Genomic DNA, 15,461 nt, shown 5'->3' with positions numbered 1-15,461 from the left:
GTGAGACGATTTTAGAAGGCATCACAAAACTCTATGCGCATCATCTTCATGGGAACGCCGGAATTCGCGGTGCCGACCCTCACCGCTCTGGACGAAGCGAACCACACGATTCTTGCCGCCTATACCCAGCCGCCGCGCCGCGCGGGCCGGGGTAAATCACTGCGCCCTTCCCCTGTACAGGCAGAGGCGGAACGGCTCGGGATCGAGGTGCGCCATCCCCATTCGCTGAAAGATGTCGCAGCGCAGGCCGAATTTCTCGAGCTGGAGGCAGATCTGGCGATTGTTGCCGCCTATGGCCTGATCCTGCCCACACCGGTGCTGGAGGGGCCCAAGCATGGCTGTCTCAATATTCATGCATCCCTGTTGCCGCACTGGCGCGGTGCCGCGCCGATCCAGCGCGCGATCTTGGCTGGCGACAATGTAACCGGAATCACCCTGATGCAAATGGCCAAGGGGCTGGATACGGGCGACATGATTGCCACCGTGCGCACCCCGGTGGAGGATAAGACCACTGGCCAGCTGACCGAGGAACTGGCCGAACTGGGCGCGCAATTGACCGTCGGCACGCTGATCGACCTCGACGCGCTGCATCCGGTGCCTCAGGATGACAAGGATGCGACCTATGCGGCGAAAATCAACAAGAGCGAAGCCCAGATAGATTTTACCAAACCCGCCGAATTGCTGGAACGCGAAGTGCGCGCCTTCAACCCTTTCCCCGGATCGTGGTTTCCGCTCGATGGAGAACGGATCAAGGTGCTCGAAGCGCATGTCGTGGGCGTTAATGGCGCACCGGGCACCGTGCTGGATGACCAGCTGACCATCGCTTGCGGTAATGCCGCGCTGCGTCCCGTGCGGATTCAGCGCGCAGGCAAGCCCGCCATGGATGTGGATGCCTTCCTGCGCGGTAAACAAGTGCCGGTGGGAACGGTGCTGCGGTGATTCTTCGAATTTTCTCCATAAATTCTTCCCTCCCGCGCAGGCGGCAGTGCTCCCTATGAGCCGTTTCGCCCTGACCATCGAATTTAACGGTGGCCCTTTCATGGGGCTGCAAAGGCAGGCCCATGGCCCAAGTGTCCAGCAATCGCTGGAAGAGGCGGCGCAGGCCATCACCGGTGAAGAGGTGACACTGCATAGTGCCGGGCGCACCGATTCGGGTGTCCATGCGCTGGCCATGCGCAGCCATATGGATATCGCCAAGCCGTTCGAACCCTTCCGCCTGATGGAAGCGCTGAATGCCAAATTACGGCCTGATCCCATTTCGGTCATCGCCTGCGAGGTGAAGCCGGATGACTGGCATGCCCGCTTTTCCTGTATTGGCCGGTCTTACGAATATCGCATCCATAACCGCCGGGCGCCGCTGACCTTTGACCGCGGACTAGCCTGGCAGATTGCGCGTCCGCTGGATGCAGAGGCCATGCACCGCGCGGCGCAGAGCTTGACCGGATTTCACGACTTCACGACCTTCCGTTCTGCGCATTGCCAGGCCGCCAGTCCTGAAAAAACGCTGGATCGGCTGGATGTGCGGCGCGAAGGAGAATGGGTGATTGTCGAGGCGGCCGCGCGCAGTTTCCTGCATCATCAGGTGCGCTCCATGGTCGGCTGCCTCGCGCTGGTCGGGCAAGGACAATGGGAAGAGGAGCAAATGGGCCGCGCACTCGAAGCATGCGACCGGCAGGCACTGGGCCTCAATGCACCGCCCGACGGGCTTTATTTCGTGAAGGCGGTCTATCCGGAGGAGGTCTGAAACCTCCTATCATTATCCGCCGTTATCTCCGCCTGCGCGGGATACGACGAAAATGGAATGCCGGGATTGAGGAAAGCGGCGAGCGCACAGGCCCGCCAGCTTCTTATGCCTTGCCGACGACACTTTCCGGCAGTTCGACGCCAAAGACGCGCTGATAATATTCAGCCACCAGCATCCGTTCCGCCTCATCACATTTGTTGAGGAAGGACAGGCGGAAGGCGAAGCCCAGATCACCGAGAATCTCGGCATTCTGTGCCCAGCTGATCACCGTACGCGGGCTCATCACGGTCGAGATATCGCCATTGATGAAGCCCTGACGCGACAGATCGGCAACACGGATCATATTGGCGACGGTTTCGTCATCCAGCTTGGTCTTGGTCGAAACGATCTTCTGTTCGGTTTCAGCCGGCAGGTAGTTGAGGCCAACCACCATGTTCCAGCGGTCCATCTGACCCTGATTGATCGCCTGCGTGCCATGGTACAGCCCGCTGGTGTCACCCAGACCAACCGTGTTGGACGTGGCGAACAGCCGGAAATTGGGGTCCGGGCGGATCACGCGGTTCTGATCGAGCAGGGTCAGCTTGCCCTGCTGTTCCAGCACACGCTGAATCACGAACATCACATCGGGGCGACCCGCGTCATATTCGTCAAACACCAGTGCAACCGGATGCTGCAAGGCCCAGGGGAGCAGACCTTCGCGGAATTCGGTGACCTGCAAACCGTCGCGCAGAACGATCGCATCGCGGCCGACCAGATCGATCCGGCTGATATGCGCGTCCAGGTTGATCCGTACACAGGGCCAGTTCAGCCGTGCGGCGACCTGTTCGATATGGGTCGATTTACCCGTGCCGTGATAGCCTTGGACCATCACCCGGCGATCATGGGCAAAGCCCGCCAGAATCGCCAGAGTGGTGTCCGGATCGAACACATAGTTCTCATCCGTATCGGGCACGCGGGCATCCGCCTTCGAAAAGGCGGGCACCTTCATATCGATATCGATGCCAAAGGTCTGGCGGACATCTACCTCGATATCGGGGGCAGCAAGCACTGTATCTTCAGTGCTATCGAAGCTTTTATCGGTCTGTTCATTCATCGCGGCACGTGCGTAGACGTCGAGACGAGCGGCTGCAACATGGAATGCGCGAAGATGCTCTGGCCCTGGGCCGGGTGAATTTGTATCGCCCAAGTCAGCAGCTAAGCAAAAGCGCCCGCCCGGCGCAGTAATTGATAGGCCTCCACCACTCGCTGCAGACGGTTTTCATGGCTACGATCCCCGCCATTGCGATCAGGATGATAACGGCGCACCAATTCGGAATAGCGTCGGCGTAGTTGCTGGCGATCGGAACTGGCGGACAGGCCCATCACGGTCAGCGCTTCCCGCTCATGCGGAGTGAAACGGTTATATTCGGCCTGCGCGCCAGCCGCCCGCCGCTTAATATCACGCATTCGGCCATTGATGGCATCCAGCGGATCATCATAATCCTGCCAGCGCGGCATATCCGGCCCAGTGCCCTGATACACGCGATTATAAGTGCGCCAGCCTGATATGGGAGATTGCGCATCGAGGATTTCGTCCGCGCTCATCCCTTCGAACCAGTCATATCCGGCGTTGAATTCGCGCACATGTTCCAAACAGAACCAGCGCCACTCGCCCGGCCCGTCAAAACCGGGGCCGCGATCACTGGGCGCGCGAAATTCTCCGGCCTGCGTGCAGCCGGGCCGCTCACAGGATCTGCCCTTGGATTCAAATCGACCGTGGAACTTTGTCTCTCTCACACCCATTAGGATGGGGAGAGATTCCTTTCATGAAAACCCCCTACTGATGTCTTGAGGATAAAATGGCCGGACCGCTAGAAACAGAAATCCACAATCTGCTCACCAATTCCTTCACCCCCAACCACTTGGAAGTGAACAATGACAGCGCGATGCACTCGGGCCATTCAGGCGATGACGGCAGCGGAGAATCGCATTTTACCGTCGTAATCGAAAGCGAGGCCTTTTCCGGCAAAAGCCGCCTGGAGCGGCAGCGTATGGTGAACCGTGCATTGGGCGATATTCCCGGCGAACGGGTCCATGCCCTCGCCATTCGCGCCTCTGCCCCCGATGACAAGAAGTAAGGCGCGCGCAAATGGTCTATGATTTCTGGTACTGGCCGACACTGCCCGGACGGGGCGATTTCATCCGCTATCCGCTGGAGGCTGCGCAGATTCCCTATACGGATTGCGCGCGCGATGCAGAGGATGGCTTTGCCGCAGTGGCGGAGCATCTGGAGGCCAAACAAGGCTGCCATGCATTTGCGGTCCCCTTGCTCGAAACGGGGAGCGAAAGCATCGCACAAACGGCCAATATCCTGCTGTTTTTAAATCAGGAACATGGGCTGGGGCCGAGCGATGCGGCTGGCATGCGCTATCTCAATCAGTTGCAATGCGATATTGCCGATATCACCGAAGAGGTGCACGCCGTGCATCATCCGATTTCAACCGCATTCTATTATGAAGATCAGCGGGACGCGGCGATACAGTCGGCGGAAAAGTTCCGTGAACAGCGTATTCCCAAATATCTCGCTCATTTCGAACGGATCGCCAATGCCCATGATGGCGACTGGCTGCTGGAAGGGGATAGCTGGAGCACCGGAGACACCTCTATCGCCTATCTGCTCGACGGGCTGCATTTCATGTTCCCGCTGCGGATGGCAGCGCTGCAGAGCGACTATCCCACGATCCATCAAATTCAGCAAAAAACCTTCGCCTTGGAATATCTGGATGCGTATCGTGCATCTGATCGGTGTGCGGCCTTCGGCACGGAAGGGATATTCCGCAACTATCCGGAGCTTGATGCTGCATGAGCTTTATCCAGACACTGACGCCCGTCACGCATGATCTTGGCGATTTCAAAGTCCGCCGCGCGATTCCGGCGCGGGATCGGACCATGATCGGGCCATTCATTTTTGTGGATCAGTTCGGCCCGGCACAGCTTGATCTGGGCAAGGGCATGGATGTGCGCCCACATCCGCATATCAATCTCGCCACAGTGACCTGGTTGTTTCAGGGCGCGATTGATCACCGTGACAGTCTTGGCAATTATGCGACCATCCGCCCCGGACAAGTCAATCTGATGACCGCCGGCAGTGGCATCACCCATTCCGAGCGTAGCCCGCAGGAAGAACGGGACAAGGGCGCCAAGCTGTATGGCATGCAGACCTGGCTGGCCCTGCCCGATGGTCAGGAGGAAATGGCCCCCGCTTTTGAAGCTGTGAAAGACCTGCCGATATTGGAAGATGGCGGCACTCAGGCGCGGGTCATCATGGGGTCGCTATGGGGCAAGAGCGCGCCGACCACCACCTATAGCGATACGATCTATGCCGAAATCGTGCTCCAGCCCCGCGGTGCCCTGCCGATTGACGCGCGGGCAGAAGAGCGTGCGGTAATGCTGGTTGGCGGCGACGCCACGCTGGATGCGCAAGCGCTGGAATTGTTCAATTTGCATGTGCTGAAACCCGGCGAACCGATGACTCTGCGCTCCACCAATGGCGCGCGGGTAATGCTGCTTGGCGGAGAAGCCTTCCCCACCAAACGCCACGTTTTCTGGAACTTCGTCAGCTCGTCGCGCGAGCGGATACAGCAGGCCAAGGAAGACTGGCGGGCCGGAAAATTTGACTCCGTGCCCGGTGAGGACGGGGAGAGCATTCCCCTGCCCGACAAACCCAAGACCGTCAGCTATCCTTAAAAAAGCGGCCCCGCAGCACCCGCGGGACCGCTTCTATATTTAGCGTGTATAGGTCAGCACGAAGCTGACCGGAACATTGCCGGTAATCGCATCTAGGCCAGCCACTTCGCGCAGCTGCTCAATACCCTGATCGAGACTGAAATCAGCTGCGTTGACCATTATCGGCGTCACCGTTTCCACGCGCACCGTGTCATCACCGATGCGAGTCACTTCCACATCCGCATTCAAATCTGCCTTGGTGCCATGCAGGTCCAGCGCGGCAGGTATGGTTTCCGTCTGGCTTTCACCGGGTTTCAGCGCCTTGAACTGAGCGGGATCAATCTGCGCCGTCACAACCGCATCAGGAAACTGGTCGACCTGAAAAAGAATGTCGCGCATCCGTTGATCGCGCGCGTCAATATTGGTGGCGACCGATCCCAAATCGATCGTCACCTCCGCCACGCCACTGTCGGAGACTGTGCCAGAAAGATCCGTGAATTTGTGCGATTCAATGATCGCACCATTTTTCACGCTCATGAAGGAGAGGCGCGATTGATCGTTTTGCAGAGTCCAACTGCCATCCAGCGGTGCTGGCTCCTGCTCTGCACCGCCCGAACAGGCAGCGAGAGGTACCAGCGACAGCGCCAGCACGCTGGGAAGGAATATGCGGGAATGGGGTTTCATGTGGGGTCTCCAATTGCGTGACTAATGTGCGGGAGCTTAGTTGTGCAGGGGTCTAGCTGAGCGGCGGCAGTACCAAACAGGCTGAAACAGACGCTCAGGCGCCGCCGGTCCAATTCACCCAGGCACCATGCGGATGGGCTTCGCCCAGCATGACCCAGTTGGCATGGCCTGGCCAGTAGCGAAGCGATAATTCGTGGCGAAAGGTTGCCCGGTTGGTTTCCAGACGGATCCAGGCGAGCGGCTTTTCTGCTGTGGCCTGCGCCGCTGCAGCTTCCATCATCCGGCTTATCCGCTCACGCGTCGCTTGCGGCAGATATTGCCACATAACCGAATGATAAAGCACACGAATAACGCCCGGCTCTTGCGGTGCGGCGAGCATCTCCTCAACGAAGTCCCCGGCATCCTGCTGCACCAGATCGGGCGGATTGGTACTCGCAAGTGAAATGGCAGCGTCGATCCGAGCCATCCGTTCCTGCGCATCCGCCCAGACATAACTTTTCAGCCGCAAGGCCCGCTCAGGATCCGAAAGGTCCACCGGCGCGATATCGCAGCCGCGAATCGATGAAATCTCCACCTCGCTTTGCGGCGGCGGTGTACCGCGCCATTCGGGCTTTATTTGCATCGGGGTGCGCTGCGGCCCCGTGCACACTCCGCCAAGGTCGTAATGATACCGCTCCATCATGGTGTTCACGCCCGCGCTGGCACCGATCTCGTTCAGCTCAAACCTCGGACCAAGCTGTTGTGACAGCCATAACAGCCCCGCCATGATGGATGCAGACCGCCCAGCCTCATTGGTCTGAGGCGGACTGTCGAGCCACGGCATCAGCCGCGTATCGTACATTTGGGCCAGTTCGGACACGATCCGGTCAATTGTTTTCTGATCGGTGGTTAATCCTGCATAGACCGGCTCCAGCCGTTTTTCCTCGCCCGACAGAAACAAATAATGGAACCCGGCCGCCACCCGCAGCGGTAATGCATCCTCCAGCGACAGCCCTTGCCAGTTCGCCATTCGGCGCCCGGTGGCGGTTTTGCCGTCCAGCAAAGCCAGCTCCGCCCGGATCACCCGCGCGGTGCAGGGAGCGTTCGCTTCCTCTGAATGATCCGCCTGCCAGCGTATCGCTTCTGCCACATCGGTTATTTCCATGAGCGGCTTATTAGCCATTGACGTTGCCCTTTTTCCTGCTGGCGCTTACATGCGCGTCGATGACCAAACCGCTGACCTTCGCCGTCCCCAAGGGGCGCATTCTCGACGAGGCCCTGCCTGTGATGGCGCGCGCCGGCGTGGTGCCGGAAAGCGGCTTCCACGACAAGGCCAACCGCGCGCTGAGTTTTGACACCACGCGCGATGACATGCGCCTGATCCGGGTGCGTGCTTTCGATGTTGCCACTTTTGTGGCTTTTGGTGCTGCCCAAGCCGGGATCGTAGGCTCCGACGTGATCGAGGAATTCCAGTATTCCGAGCTTTACGCGCCGGTAGACCTCGGAATCGGCCATTGCCGCCTGTCCGTGGCAGAGCCGGTGGATTCCCGCGACCGGGGACATGAATATGCCAGCCACTTAAGAATCGCGACCAAATATCCGAACATCACCTCACGCTGGTTTGAAGCCAAGGGCGTGCAGGCGGAATGCGTGAAGCTGAACGGCGCAATGGAACTGGCACCGACGCTCGGCCTGTCCGGGCGAATCGTCGATCTGGTATCCACCGGGCGCACGCTGCAACAGAACGGACTGGTCGAAAAAGACATCATCATGCCGGTTTCTGCGCGGCTGATCGTCAATCGTGCCGCGCTGAAAAAAGATGCCCGACTGGGTGAGCTGGTCGATGCCTTCCGCGCCCTGAGCGATCAAGAGGCGGCGAAATGAACACGCTTTTTAGTAAGGATGCCGATTTCGCCCGCAAATTTGACCGGTTGGTCGATGCCCGGCGCGAAAGCGACAGCGCCGTGGTGCAAACGGTCAGCGATATTCTGGCCCGTATGCACCACAAGGGCGATACGGCACTGGCGGAATACACCGCCCGCTTCGACAATTATCAGCTGACGGATGAGGATAGCTGGCGGATCGCGCCCGAAACATGCCGCGCCGCGTTCGAAGCGCTGGATGGCGATTTGCGCGATGCGCTCGAACTCGCAGCCAGCCGGATTCGCGCCTATCATACAGCGCAATTGCCGCAGGATCGCGATTACCGGGATGATCAGGGCGTGCGTCTGGGGGCCAAATGGACCGCGGTTGATGCCGCCGGGCTCTATGTCCCCGGCGGGCGCGCGGCCTATCCTTCTTCCCTGCTGATGAACGCCATTCCCGCGCAGGTTGCCGGGGTAGAGCGACTGGTGATCACCACCCCGACCCCCAATGGCGCGATAAATGACCTGGTGCTGGCCGCCGCCCATCTGGTGGGTATTGGCGAAATCTGGCGTGTCGGCGGCGCACAGGCGATTGCCGCGCTGGCCTATGGAACGGATCATATTCGCCCCGTCGACGTCATTGTCGGGCCCGGCAACTCCTATGTCGCGGAGGCCAAACGCCAGCTCTATGGCGTGGTCGGCATCGATATGGTTGCCGGACCGAGCGAAATTCTGGTGATTGCCGATGGCAAGAATGATCCCGAATGGATCGCCGCCGATCTGCTCAGTCAGGCCGAGCACGACCCCTCTTCGCAATCCATCCTGATCACTGACGATCAGGGTTTTGCCCAGCAGGTGGAAGACAGTGTGGATGTGCAATGCGCCATGCTCTCCACCCGCAAGGTCGCTCGCCAAAGCTGGGATGATCACGGCATGATGATCGTGGTCGATGATCTGGCGGAGGCCCCCGCCCTCGCCAACCGTCTGGCGGCAGAACACGTTGAGCTGGCAGTGGATGATCCCGAAGCTCTGTTTGCCCAGCTGCGCCATGCAGGCAGCGTGTTTCTCGGCCGCTATACGCCGGAGGCAATCGGTGATTATGTAGCCGGCCCCAACCACGTCCTGCCCACCGGGCGCCGCGCGCGCTTTTCCTCCGGACTTTCGGTGCTCGATTTCATGAAGCGCACCAGCTTCATCCAGCTCGATGAAAGTTCGGTCAATGCAATCGGCCCCGCCGCTGTGGCGCTAGCCGATGTCGAGGGCCTGCCCGCCCATGCCAAATCCGTGAAAGTCCGTTTGAAATGAGCAAGACCTCCTCCAAAGCCCGTTCTGCAGCCCGTCTCGCGGCGGTGCAGGCGCTGTACCAGCATATGATGGAAGGCACGAAGCTGATGCGGCTGCTGGATGAATTCCATCTGCACCGTCTCGGCAAGGAAATTGAGGATGATCAGTATAATCAGGCGGATCAGCCCTTTTTCGACGATGTGGTGCGTGGCACCGTGTCACGGCTGGAGGAAGTGGATGGCCATATTCAGGACCGTCTGGCCGATGGCTGGACCGTCAAGCGGCTGGACAAGACCATGCTGCAGATCCTGCGCGCCGGCACCTATGAGCTGATGGCCCGCCCCGACGTGCCCAAAGCCACCGCCATCAGCGAATATGTCGATGTCGCCCACGCCTTCTTCGACGCGCGCGAAGCGAAGTTCGTCAATGGCGTGCTCGATGCCGTGGCCCGGGATGTTCGCAAGGATTGAAGGTAATTAGCCTCAGAAGCTGCCTGTCGACACACGCCCCATGTGCGGACGTTCATGCAGCTGAATTATCGCCGTAAAAGCAGAAGCCGAGAGACACCGACCTCATGCTCGGTCGTGGCCGAACCCGGTTCGGACCACACCGGCCAGCAGCGCCAGGACGGCAAAGGTCAGGATCGCTGTTCCCATACCGGGTCCGCTCATCAGCAGGCCAAAGATGGGAGCCCCCACAGTCTGGCCGATAGCAAGCGTCAGGAACCCGATCGTCAAGCCGGTAGCGGGGCGGTCCGGCAGGGCGCGAACGCCCCAGATGAGATAGACTCCGGTCAGCATCACATAAGCCGCACCGAACAGCGCTCCGCCTGCCAGAACCAGCCCGGCGATTGCCACACCGGACCCGACAGCAAGGATGGTGGCTGCAACCACGCCGCAGAATAGCAGATGGATGCGCTGCAGGCCGAAGCACGACACGAGGCTTCCCGCCCACGCCCCGAGAATGCCGCCCGCGCCGATGCAGCTCCACAGAATGGCGGTTCCGGTCGGCCCCCACCCCAGGATTTGCGAGACGAGCTGCCCGCCGAACGACCATATCGCAGTGCTTGCCATACCGGTCAGGAAAGTGGCGATGATCAGGAACCCGAGCGGCCGCGTGATCGGGGGCAGGCCGACCGAGGAATGACTGCCGCGTGAAGATGGCAACGCGCGTGCGGCGCCAATCGCAAGGATGACCGCCATCCCCGCGAATACCGCGAATGTCACTCGCCATTGCCCGTTCACGGCAAGGGCAATCGGACCGGACAGGGCGACACCGGCGCTGGTCCCCGCATTGATAATCGTGTTCGTCGCATTCTGTCGGTCGGCGCGCACCGCAGCGGCTACAGCCGCTGCCATTGGCGGAGAGGCAAGACCCGTGCTGGACCCGGCAACGATTACGGCGAAAGCCAGAATGGCGGGCGACGGGGCCAGCGCGATCCCGGCCATGCCGATTGCGGCCAGCGTGGCCGCAGCAAATGCCACGGTACGCGCGCCAAAGCGTTCAGTCAGGGCGGCTGCCGCTATGATGGCAATACAATAACCGGCAAACGACCCGCCCGAGATCATGCCGCTCAAAGAAGGGCCAAGATTCAGCTCGGCATCGATCTGTGGCAGGAACAGGCCGAAAGCGAAGCGCGCGAAGCCGTAGCAAAGCGCAATCAGGCAAAATCCGATCGTACCGATCCGAAGTGACGGGCTCATCGCCGCGCATCCACCAGAAGACCGGCAGCGAAGCGGGCTGCCGATACGGCCGCTACGCCCCGATACACCGCGGCATGGGTCGCTCCTTCCGCAAGAACCAGAATCTGGTCAGCGAGAACCGGGTCCTCATGACCGAGGTCCGCAGCGACAATTTTATGGATTCGTTCCTGGAACGCCGTCTTGTGCGCCGTGACAGCCGCAGCGATCTCAGGCGTCTCACCACCGGTCTCGGCCAGGGAGCGCAGGAACAGGCACCCCCGGGCGCCTTCGGTCCGTATCCAGTCCTCAATGGCGGAGAACAGGGCATCGACGCTTTGCAACTCGATGCTTTGCATGAACCGTCGGTCGCGCTTCGCGAGCACCCGTCCCATGAGCGCCGCCTTGCTGCCGACATGTTTGTACAGCGTACGGCTCGACATGCCAGCAGCTTGGGTCAACCGGTCCATTCCGGTCGCAGTATAGCCATTTGTGTCGAAGAGCCGCTCGGCGGCGACGGTGAGTGCGTCGGTTTTGTCCATGACCAACCGCATAACGGAGCAGCAAGACAATGTAAAACGATCGTTTTACATTGTCGCTCACCCCCGGTCTCAGGCCGATTTTTTGAGCAGCTCTCGATAGATTTGGGCTACGCTTTCCGAGGCGTGGTTCCAGCTATAGGCCGCGCTCGCGCTTCGTGCTGCTGTTCCAAGCGCTGCTCGTCTTGCCGGGTCCGAGGCGAGGTCCTCAATCGCGGCGGAGAACTGCTCGATTGCATCGGCGCCGCATAAAAGACCCGTCTTGCCATTCACAATCAGCCCCCTCGCGCTGGGAACATCCGCACTCACAACGGGCAGTCCGCTCGCCATGGCTTCAAGCATGACCTGACCGAAGGTTTCCGTGCTGCTTGGCGCCAACATCATATCCGCGCTTGCGACCGCCATTGCCAGCTCATCCCCTTCGAGATGACCAGTCAATACTGCCCGGTCGATCCCCTCAAAGGACGCTGCTTCAGGGCCTGTACCGACGATGAGGGCCCGAACATCCCGCCGATGCCGCAGACGCGCGATAGCTTCCCGGTAGATATCGATCCCCTTTTCTTTGACCAACCGGCCAAAAAACAGAACAGCGACCTCTGTTTCATCAATGCCTTGGCGGCGGCGCCATGCCATGTCGCGTTTCGATGGCGAAAACAGCGCGCGATCAATTCCGCGGCTCCAAACCGTTGCCCGGCTATCGCCGCGGAGATCCTGGAGGCTGTCAACAAGTGCCAGCGTAGGGGCAAAGACATGATCTGCCCGGCGATAGAACCGGTTAAGATGCGCTTCGACCAAGGGACGGAGCCAGTCCAGACCGTAATAGCCGAGATAGGTTTCAAACAAGGTGTGCATGCTCGCGACCTGCGGAATGCCGCGTGAAATCGCCCAGCTTTGTGCCCGTGTGCCGAGGATATCGGGCGTTGAAACATGAACGATCTGCGGATCAAAGTGAGCGAGATCTCGTCTCGCCGAGCGAGGCAGGCCCAGCGCCAGCTGGAACTCGCCGCGTACCGGCAGCGCGACAGAAGACACCGGCACCAGCGTGCCCTCCGGCTCGAAAGCGGGCGTATCCGTCACCGGAGAGTAGACGCGGACCGTGCAGCCAGCCTCACGCTCCAGATAGCCGACCAGCTTGTTCAGCGCGCGATTGGCACCTTCGCGCAGGTAATTGTAATTTCCGGAAAACAGGGCAACTCGCATCACATCACACGCGGCGAAAGTTGAAGGAGGCGTTCAGGGCGAACATCGCCAGCCCGGCAAAAACCGATACGACAACCCGCGCCACGAGGTAATGCATCGGCGTATAATTCACCAGCAAGGCGAATAGCGTGACAGTCGCGAACAAGCCCACCCCTGCATTGAGCAGGAAAATGACATAGCCCGTTCCGACTGACCGGTCTGTCCCGCGAAATATCCATGTCCTGCCCAGGGCATAATGGAGCGTCTGCGCGACAAGGAAGCTGATCCCGGTCGCAAGCACCTCATTCATGCCGCCATAGGTCACGAGTGCCCACAAGGCAGACAGGCCCAACAGGAAAGCTGCCGTGCTGACCACGGTGTTGCGAAACAGCATTCCGCCCACACGCAGCGTCAGAAAACGCGCGAATGCCGGACGCCTTTCAGCGTTATCAAGATCGGCTGTCACGCGCGGCCAGACACCATATTGGGCGAAATCTCTCCTTCAATCTCATCCGCCCAATCCGTCCGGCGGCCGATAAAGGGATTCAGAAACAGGAGCGGCAATTTCAGGAAGAGGAGTTCGGAATGGATAAAGGTGTCTATCCGGTATTCCCACCATTTCGGGTCGCGCTTTCCATTTTTGCGCAACCATTCTTCATAAGGGGCCCAATGACTGGGCTCGTCTTTCTTGATCACGCGAAAGATCTTCATCAGCACCGGGTCGCTTTTCACCAGCCGGTGATTGATCAGGATTTCGACCTGCTTGTACCCGCGCTGTTCCGTCAAGGCGATCACCCGGCACAGTTTTTCAAACTGCCGATCATCATCGATGACGGCTTGCGTATCCAGCTCATCAATCCTCGTGCGGAACATGATTTCGATAAAGCGATCGATATGGCCAAAGGTCCGATCAACCTTGAGAGGCATCTTGCGCTGAAGTTCGAACCACCGGCGAAACATCACGTAATGTGCGCGCTCATCTGCACGGTGCTGCTCAACCGCGGCAATCAGCCCCTCATCGTCAGGAGAGCGTTTGCGAATAGCTTCCAGAACACGGTCAATGGCGGTGTATCCGCGATGTTCGTTGTAGATATAGATAGAACCAAGCACATCGAGATAGCGACGGCGAAACCATTGCAACATTTGAAACCCTCCGGATTCACTAAACCGCTGAAAGAAGGGATGTATCCGAATAGGCAAGAGAGAATGTCGCGCAATGCTCAAAACGATCGAGCCCCCGGCTTCTTGAAACGGGCTCAGCGGACGCCCTCACTTTTCCGCTCATCACGATATTTCCGCCGTTCAATCGATCACCGTCCCTACCCTAGAATACGCCTGACAACGCCCGCGGATTTCTGCTCAAGATCGGATTTATCGGAAATAGCCCGATTTTGAATGCTTGATGGTTACTCAAGCGGTGCCATAGAGCGTTCACGCGATGGCAACCGTGGTTTTCTATAAGTCTGAAGCGCAGGAAATTGAGCAGTTGAAACCGATCCACACTGACCGTCTGGCCATCAGGAATTTCCGTGTGGGTGATGCGGAGGCCTTGTTCGCTTATCTGCGTGAGCCTACTGTGAGTTGTTTCTTCTCGCTCAAACTGGCCGATCTGGCGGCAGCCGAGAAGGAGGTTCTGAAACGCGCTGGCAACGATGAATATCTCGCCGTTTGTCTGCAAGAATCCGGTCAGCTCATCGGCGATGTGTTCATCCATCCAGATGCTGCATGGCCAGATGATCCGGAACAACCTCAACAACCCGACACGGTTTCCGTGGGCTGGAATTTCAATCCTCTGTTCAGTGGCAAGGGCTATGCGTTCGAAGCGGCAAAGGCTGTGTTCGCCGAATTATTCACGCATCAAAACAAAAGGCGCATCTACGCCTATGTTGAGGATCACAACGCCTCCTCGCGGCGGCTGTGCGAAAAGCTTGGCATGCGAAGGGAAGGCCTATTCCTGGAATATGTGACGTTCCAAAACGACAGCGCCGGAAATCCAATCTACGAAAACACCATGCAATACGCCATTCTGCGGCATGAATGGAATGAACGTTAAGGCACCCAGGGCGCCTGTCTCCGCAGGATCGCAAGCAAATACCGCCCTTTCGCGTTCCACGAATAGAGGGCATTCGGTTACGCCTCTCGACCTCCCGAAAACGGACTGGCAGCTTTCCAAGGATTTTTATAGAAATGGAGCATGTCCGCATCCGACCCGATTGCGGACGTGATACCCAGTTCGCCTTTATGCGCTGTCCTATTTGTCCGGCAGTCCTTTCACCAGTGAGTCCAAGCCGGTGGAAAAGGTCGCATCAAAGTCCATCATTTGGCGGAGAAAGTCACGCATCGGGCCGTTCGCCTCGAAAGTCGTCCAGCCGAGTGTGAAGGAAATGACCGCTGCTTGGTGGGCCAGAGCTTGCTGATCGTTGAGACCGAGAGCGGTGAGAGGAGCGGCAATCCTGCCCGCTTGGGCAATCGCGTCGGTAGGAGAAGGCGGGCGACCTATGGCGCACAATCTTGCTCCATCCCGATGGGAAGTTAGGCTGAGATGGAGCGCGCGGCCGAATTGCCTCAACCATTCGCGCCAGTCCTGCGCGGGGCCGGTTCGGGAATACGCTGCGGCATAGATGTCGGCCGCCATCATTCCGAGCACTTCGGCCTTGTCGTTGACGTGCCAGTAAAGAGCCGGTGCCTGGACTTTCAATCGGGCCGCCAGCCGCCGCATGCTGAGGCCCTCCAGCCCTTCAGCCTCCAGCAAGTTGAAAGCTTCGGCCACGATTTGATCGCGGGTAAGACTTGGCATCGGATG

At 59.2% G+C, this 15,461-nt stretch carries 19 protein-coding genes; 9 read left to right on the top strand and 10 right to left on the bottom strand.

Features of this window, described 5'->3' with window-relative positions; all coding sequences use genetic code 11:
* Positions 1 to 33: 33 nt before the first annotated feature.
* Together fmt and truA are read left to right on the top strand one after the other, a co-directional pair.
* Positions 34 to 939, top strand: coding sequence for a methionyl-tRNA formyltransferase (gene fmt, locus GRI91_RS00310; protein WP_160734658.1), 906 nt, complete (start codon positions 34 to 36; stop codon positions 937 to 939).
* A gap of 55 nt (positions 940 to 994) precedes the next feature.
* Positions 995 to 1,744 carry a tRNA pseudouridine(38-40) synthase TruA gene (truA, locus tag GRI91_RS00305; protein WP_160734657.1) on the top strand — a complete coding sequence of 250 codons (750 nt, stop codon included), beginning with the start codon at positions 995 to 997 and terminating at the stop codon, positions 1,742 to 1,744.
* A 103-nt stretch (positions 1,745 to 1,847) separates the two neighbouring features.
* Here the strand turns inward: truA and GRI91_RS00300 are convergent, their stop codons facing one another.
* Positions 1,848 to 2,837 (bottom strand): AAA family ATPase, encoded by a 990-nt coding sequence (locus tag GRI91_RS00300; protein ID WP_160734656.1) that lies wholly within the window; start codon positions 2,835 to 2,837, stop codon positions 1,848 to 1,850.
* Between the two features lie 101 nt (positions 2,838 to 2,938).
* Positions 2,939 to 3,526: a J domain-containing protein gene (locus GRI91_RS00295; RefSeq protein WP_202385383.1), complete on the bottom strand. Its 588-nt coding sequence runs from the start codon at positions 3,524 to 3,526 to the stop codon at positions 2,939 to 2,941.
* 56 nt (positions 3,527 to 3,582) lie between these two features.
* On the opposite strand from GRI91_RS00295, the gene GRI91_RS00290 reads away from it, so the two are divergent.
* The 3 genes from GRI91_RS00290 to GRI91_RS00280 are packed head-to-tail and all read left to right on the top strand — an operon-like array spanning position 3,583 to position 5,470.
* On the top strand, positions 3,583 to 3,861 hold the full coding sequence (locus GRI91_RS00290) for a BolA family protein (RefSeq protein ID WP_160734654.1): 279 nt from the start codon (positions 3,583 to 3,585) through the stop codon (positions 3,859 to 3,861).
* An 11-nt stretch (positions 3,862 to 3,872) separates the two neighbouring features.
* The gene (locus GRI91_RS00285; protein WP_160734653.1) at positions 3,873 to 4,589 is read left to right on the top strand and encodes a glutathione S-transferase; all 717 of its coding nucleotides are present in this window, start codon (positions 3,873 to 3,875) and stop codon (positions 4,587 to 4,589) included.
* Positions 4,586 to 5,470 carry a pirin family protein gene (locus tag GRI91_RS00280; protein ID WP_160734652.1) on the top strand — a complete coding sequence of 295 codons (885 nt, stop codon included), beginning with the start codon at positions 4,586 to 4,588 and terminating at the stop codon, positions 5,468 to 5,470. Before GRI91_RS00285 ends, GRI91_RS00280 begins: the two co-directional genes overlap by 4 nt.
* A gap of 39 nt (positions 5,471 to 5,509) precedes the next feature.
* Here the strand turns inward: GRI91_RS00280 and GRI91_RS00275 are convergent, their stop codons facing one another.
* Positions 5,510 to 6,133 (bottom strand): YceI family protein, encoded by a 624-nt coding sequence (locus GRI91_RS00275; protein ID WP_160734651.1) that lies wholly within the window; start codon positions 6,131 to 6,133, stop codon positions 5,510 to 5,512.
* A 94-nt stretch (positions 6,134 to 6,227) separates the two neighbouring features.
* A complete protein-coding gene (locus tag GRI91_RS00270) occupies positions 6,228 to 7,295 on the bottom strand; it encodes a DUF2332 domain-containing protein (RefSeq protein ID WP_237437571.1) in 1,068 nt (355 codons plus the stop codon).
* 41 nt (positions 7,296 to 7,336) lie between these two features.
* On the opposite strand from GRI91_RS00270, the gene hisG reads away from it, so the two are divergent.
* Genes hisG through nusB form a run of 3 tightly spaced genes read left to right on the top strand, consistent with a single transcriptional unit; the run spans position 7,337 to position 9,731 of the window.
* Positions 7,337 to 7,996, top strand: a complete 660-nt coding sequence (hisG, locus tag GRI91_RS00265; RefSeq protein ID WP_160734650.1) for an ATP phosphoribosyltransferase — start codon at positions 7,337 to 7,339, stop codon at positions 7,994 to 7,996.
* Entirely contained in the window at positions 7,993 to 9,282 is a 1,290-nt protein-coding gene (gene hisD, locus GRI91_RS00260; protein WP_160734649.1) for a histidinol dehydrogenase, read from the top strand. Before hisG ends, hisD begins: the two co-directional genes overlap by 4 nt.
* Positions 9,279 to 9,731 (top strand): transcription antitermination factor NusB, encoded by a 453-nt coding sequence (gene nusB, locus GRI91_RS00255; RefSeq protein WP_160734648.1) that lies wholly within the window; start codon positions 9,279 to 9,281, stop codon positions 9,729 to 9,731. Before hisD ends, nusB begins: the two co-directional genes overlap by 4 nt.
* A 102-nt stretch (positions 9,732 to 9,833) precedes the next feature.
* Here nusB and GRI91_RS00250 read toward each other — a convergent pair whose 3' ends face one another.
* The 5 genes from GRI91_RS00250 to GRI91_RS00230 all read right to left on the bottom strand — a co-directional run bounded on the left by GRI91_RS00250 (position 9,834) and on the right by GRI91_RS00230 (position 13,801).
* Complete coding sequence (locus GRI91_RS00250; protein WP_160734647.1) at positions 9,834 to 10,964, bottom strand: MFS transporter; 1,131 nt, start codon at positions 10,962 to 10,964, stop codon at positions 9,834 to 9,836.
* Positions 10,961 to 11,482: a TetR/AcrR family transcriptional regulator gene (locus GRI91_RS00245; protein ID WP_160734646.1), complete on the bottom strand. Its 522-nt coding sequence runs from the start codon at positions 11,480 to 11,482 to the stop codon at positions 10,961 to 10,963. Before GRI91_RS00245 ends, GRI91_RS00250 begins: the two co-directional genes overlap by 4 nt.
* A gap of 69 nt (positions 11,483 to 11,551) precedes the next feature.
* Positions 11,552 to 12,679 carry a glycosyltransferase family 4 protein gene (locus GRI91_RS00240; protein WP_237437570.1) on the bottom strand — a complete coding sequence of 376 codons (1,128 nt, stop codon included), beginning with the start codon at positions 12,677 to 12,679 and terminating at the stop codon, positions 11,552 to 11,554.
* Between the two features lie 4 nt (positions 12,680 to 12,683).
* Complete coding sequence (locus tag GRI91_RS00235) at positions 12,684 to 13,124, bottom strand: GtrA family protein (RefSeq protein WP_160734645.1); 441 nt, start codon at positions 13,122 to 13,124, stop codon at positions 12,684 to 12,686.
* Positions 13,121 to 13,801, bottom strand: coding sequence for a ferritin-like domain-containing protein (locus tag GRI91_RS00230; protein WP_160734644.1), 681 nt, complete (start codon positions 13,799 to 13,801; stop codon positions 13,121 to 13,123). Before GRI91_RS00230 ends, GRI91_RS00235 begins: the two co-directional genes overlap by 4 nt.
* A 295-nt stretch (positions 13,802 to 14,096) precedes the next feature.
* On the opposite strand from GRI91_RS00230, the gene GRI91_RS00225 reads away from it, so the two are divergent.
* Positions 14,097 to 14,711: a GNAT family N-acetyltransferase gene (locus GRI91_RS00225; protein WP_202385382.1), complete on the top strand. Its 615-nt coding sequence runs from the start codon at positions 14,097 to 14,099 to the stop codon at positions 14,709 to 14,711.
* Between the two features lie 198 nt (positions 14,712 to 14,909).
* Here GRI91_RS00225 and GRI91_RS00220 read toward each other — a convergent pair whose 3' ends face one another.
* Positions 14,910 to 15,455, bottom strand: coding sequence for a TetR/AcrR family transcriptional regulator C-terminal domain-containing protein (locus GRI91_RS00220; RefSeq protein WP_160734643.1), 546 nt, complete (start codon positions 15,453 to 15,455; stop codon positions 14,910 to 14,912).
* Positions 15,456 to 15,461: the final 6 nt, after the last annotated feature.

This window comes from Altericroceibacterium endophyticum (assembly GCF_009827595.1).
In the GTDB taxonomy this organism is placed as follows: Bacteria; Pseudomonadota; Alphaproteobacteria; order Sphingomonadales; family Sphingomonadaceae; genus Altericroceibacterium; species Altericroceibacterium endophyticum.
This window is presented reverse-complemented; position numbering and strand designations above follow the sequence as displayed.

Bases quoted from the DNA above. Each gene is read 5' to 3' on its own strand.
- fmt (WP_160734658.1), top strand. From the start codon at position 34: ATGCGCATCATCTTCATGGGAACGCCGGAATTCGCGGTGCCGACCCTC.
- truA (WP_160734657.1), top strand. From the start codon at position 995: ATGAGCCGTTTCGCCCTGACCATCGAATTTAACGGTGGCCCTTTCATG.
- GRI91_RS00300 (WP_160734656.1), bottom strand. From the start codon at position 2,837: ATGAATGAACAGACCGATAAAAGCTTCGATAGCACTGAAGATACAGTG.
- GRI91_RS00295 (WP_202385383.1), bottom strand. From the start codon at position 3,526: ATGGGTGTGAGAGAGACAAAGTTCCACGGTCGATTTGAATCCAAGGGC.
- GRI91_RS00290 (WP_160734654.1), top strand. From the start codon at position 3,583: ATGGCCGGACCGCTAGAAACAGAAATCCACAATCTGCTCACCAATTCC.
- GRI91_RS00285 (WP_160734653.1), top strand. From the start codon at position 3,873: ATGGTCTATGATTTCTGGTACTGGCCGACACTGCCCGGACGGGGCGAT.
- GRI91_RS00280 (WP_160734652.1), top strand. From the start codon at position 4,586: ATGAGCTTTATCCAGACACTGACGCCCGTCACGCATGATCTTGGCGAT.
- GRI91_RS00275 (WP_160734651.1), bottom strand. From the start codon at position 6,133: ATGAAACCCCATTCCCGCATATTCCTTCCCAGCGTGCTGGCGCTGTCG.
- GRI91_RS00270 (WP_237437571.1), bottom strand. From the start codon at position 7,295: ATGGCTAATAAGCCGCTCATGGAAATAACCGATGTGGCAGAAGCGATA.
- hisG (WP_160734650.1), top strand. From the start codon at position 7,337: ATGACCAAACCGCTGACCTTCGCCGTCCCCAAGGGGCGCATTCTCGAC.
- hisD (WP_160734649.1), top strand. From the start codon at position 7,993: ATGAACACGCTTTTTAGTAAGGATGCCGATTTCGCCCGCAAATTTGAC.
- nusB (WP_160734648.1), top strand. From the start codon at position 9,279: ATGAGCAAGACCTCCTCCAAAGCCCGTTCTGCAGCCCGTCTCGCGGCG.
- GRI91_RS00250 (WP_160734647.1), bottom strand. From the start codon at position 10,964: ATGAGCCCGTCACTTCGGATCGGTACGATCGGATTTTGCCTGATTGCG.
- GRI91_RS00245 (WP_160734646.1), bottom strand. From the start codon at position 11,482: ATGGACAAAACCGACGCACTCACCGTCGCCGCCGAGCGGCTCTTCGAC.
- GRI91_RS00240 (WP_237437570.1), bottom strand. From the start codon at position 12,679: ATGCGAGTTGCCCTGTTTTCCGGAAATTACAATTACCTGCGCGAAGGT.
- GRI91_RS00230 (WP_160734644.1), bottom strand. From the start codon at position 13,801: ATGTTGCAATGGTTTCGCCGTCGCTATCTCGATGTGCTTGGTTCTATC.
- GRI91_RS00225 (WP_202385382.1), top strand. From the start codon at position 14,097: ATGGCAACCGTGGTTTTCTATAAGTCTGAAGCGCAGGAAATTGAGCAG.
- GRI91_RS00220 (WP_160734643.1), bottom strand. From the start codon at position 15,455: ATGCCAAGTCTTACCCGCGATCAAATCGTGGCCGAAGCTTTCAACTTG.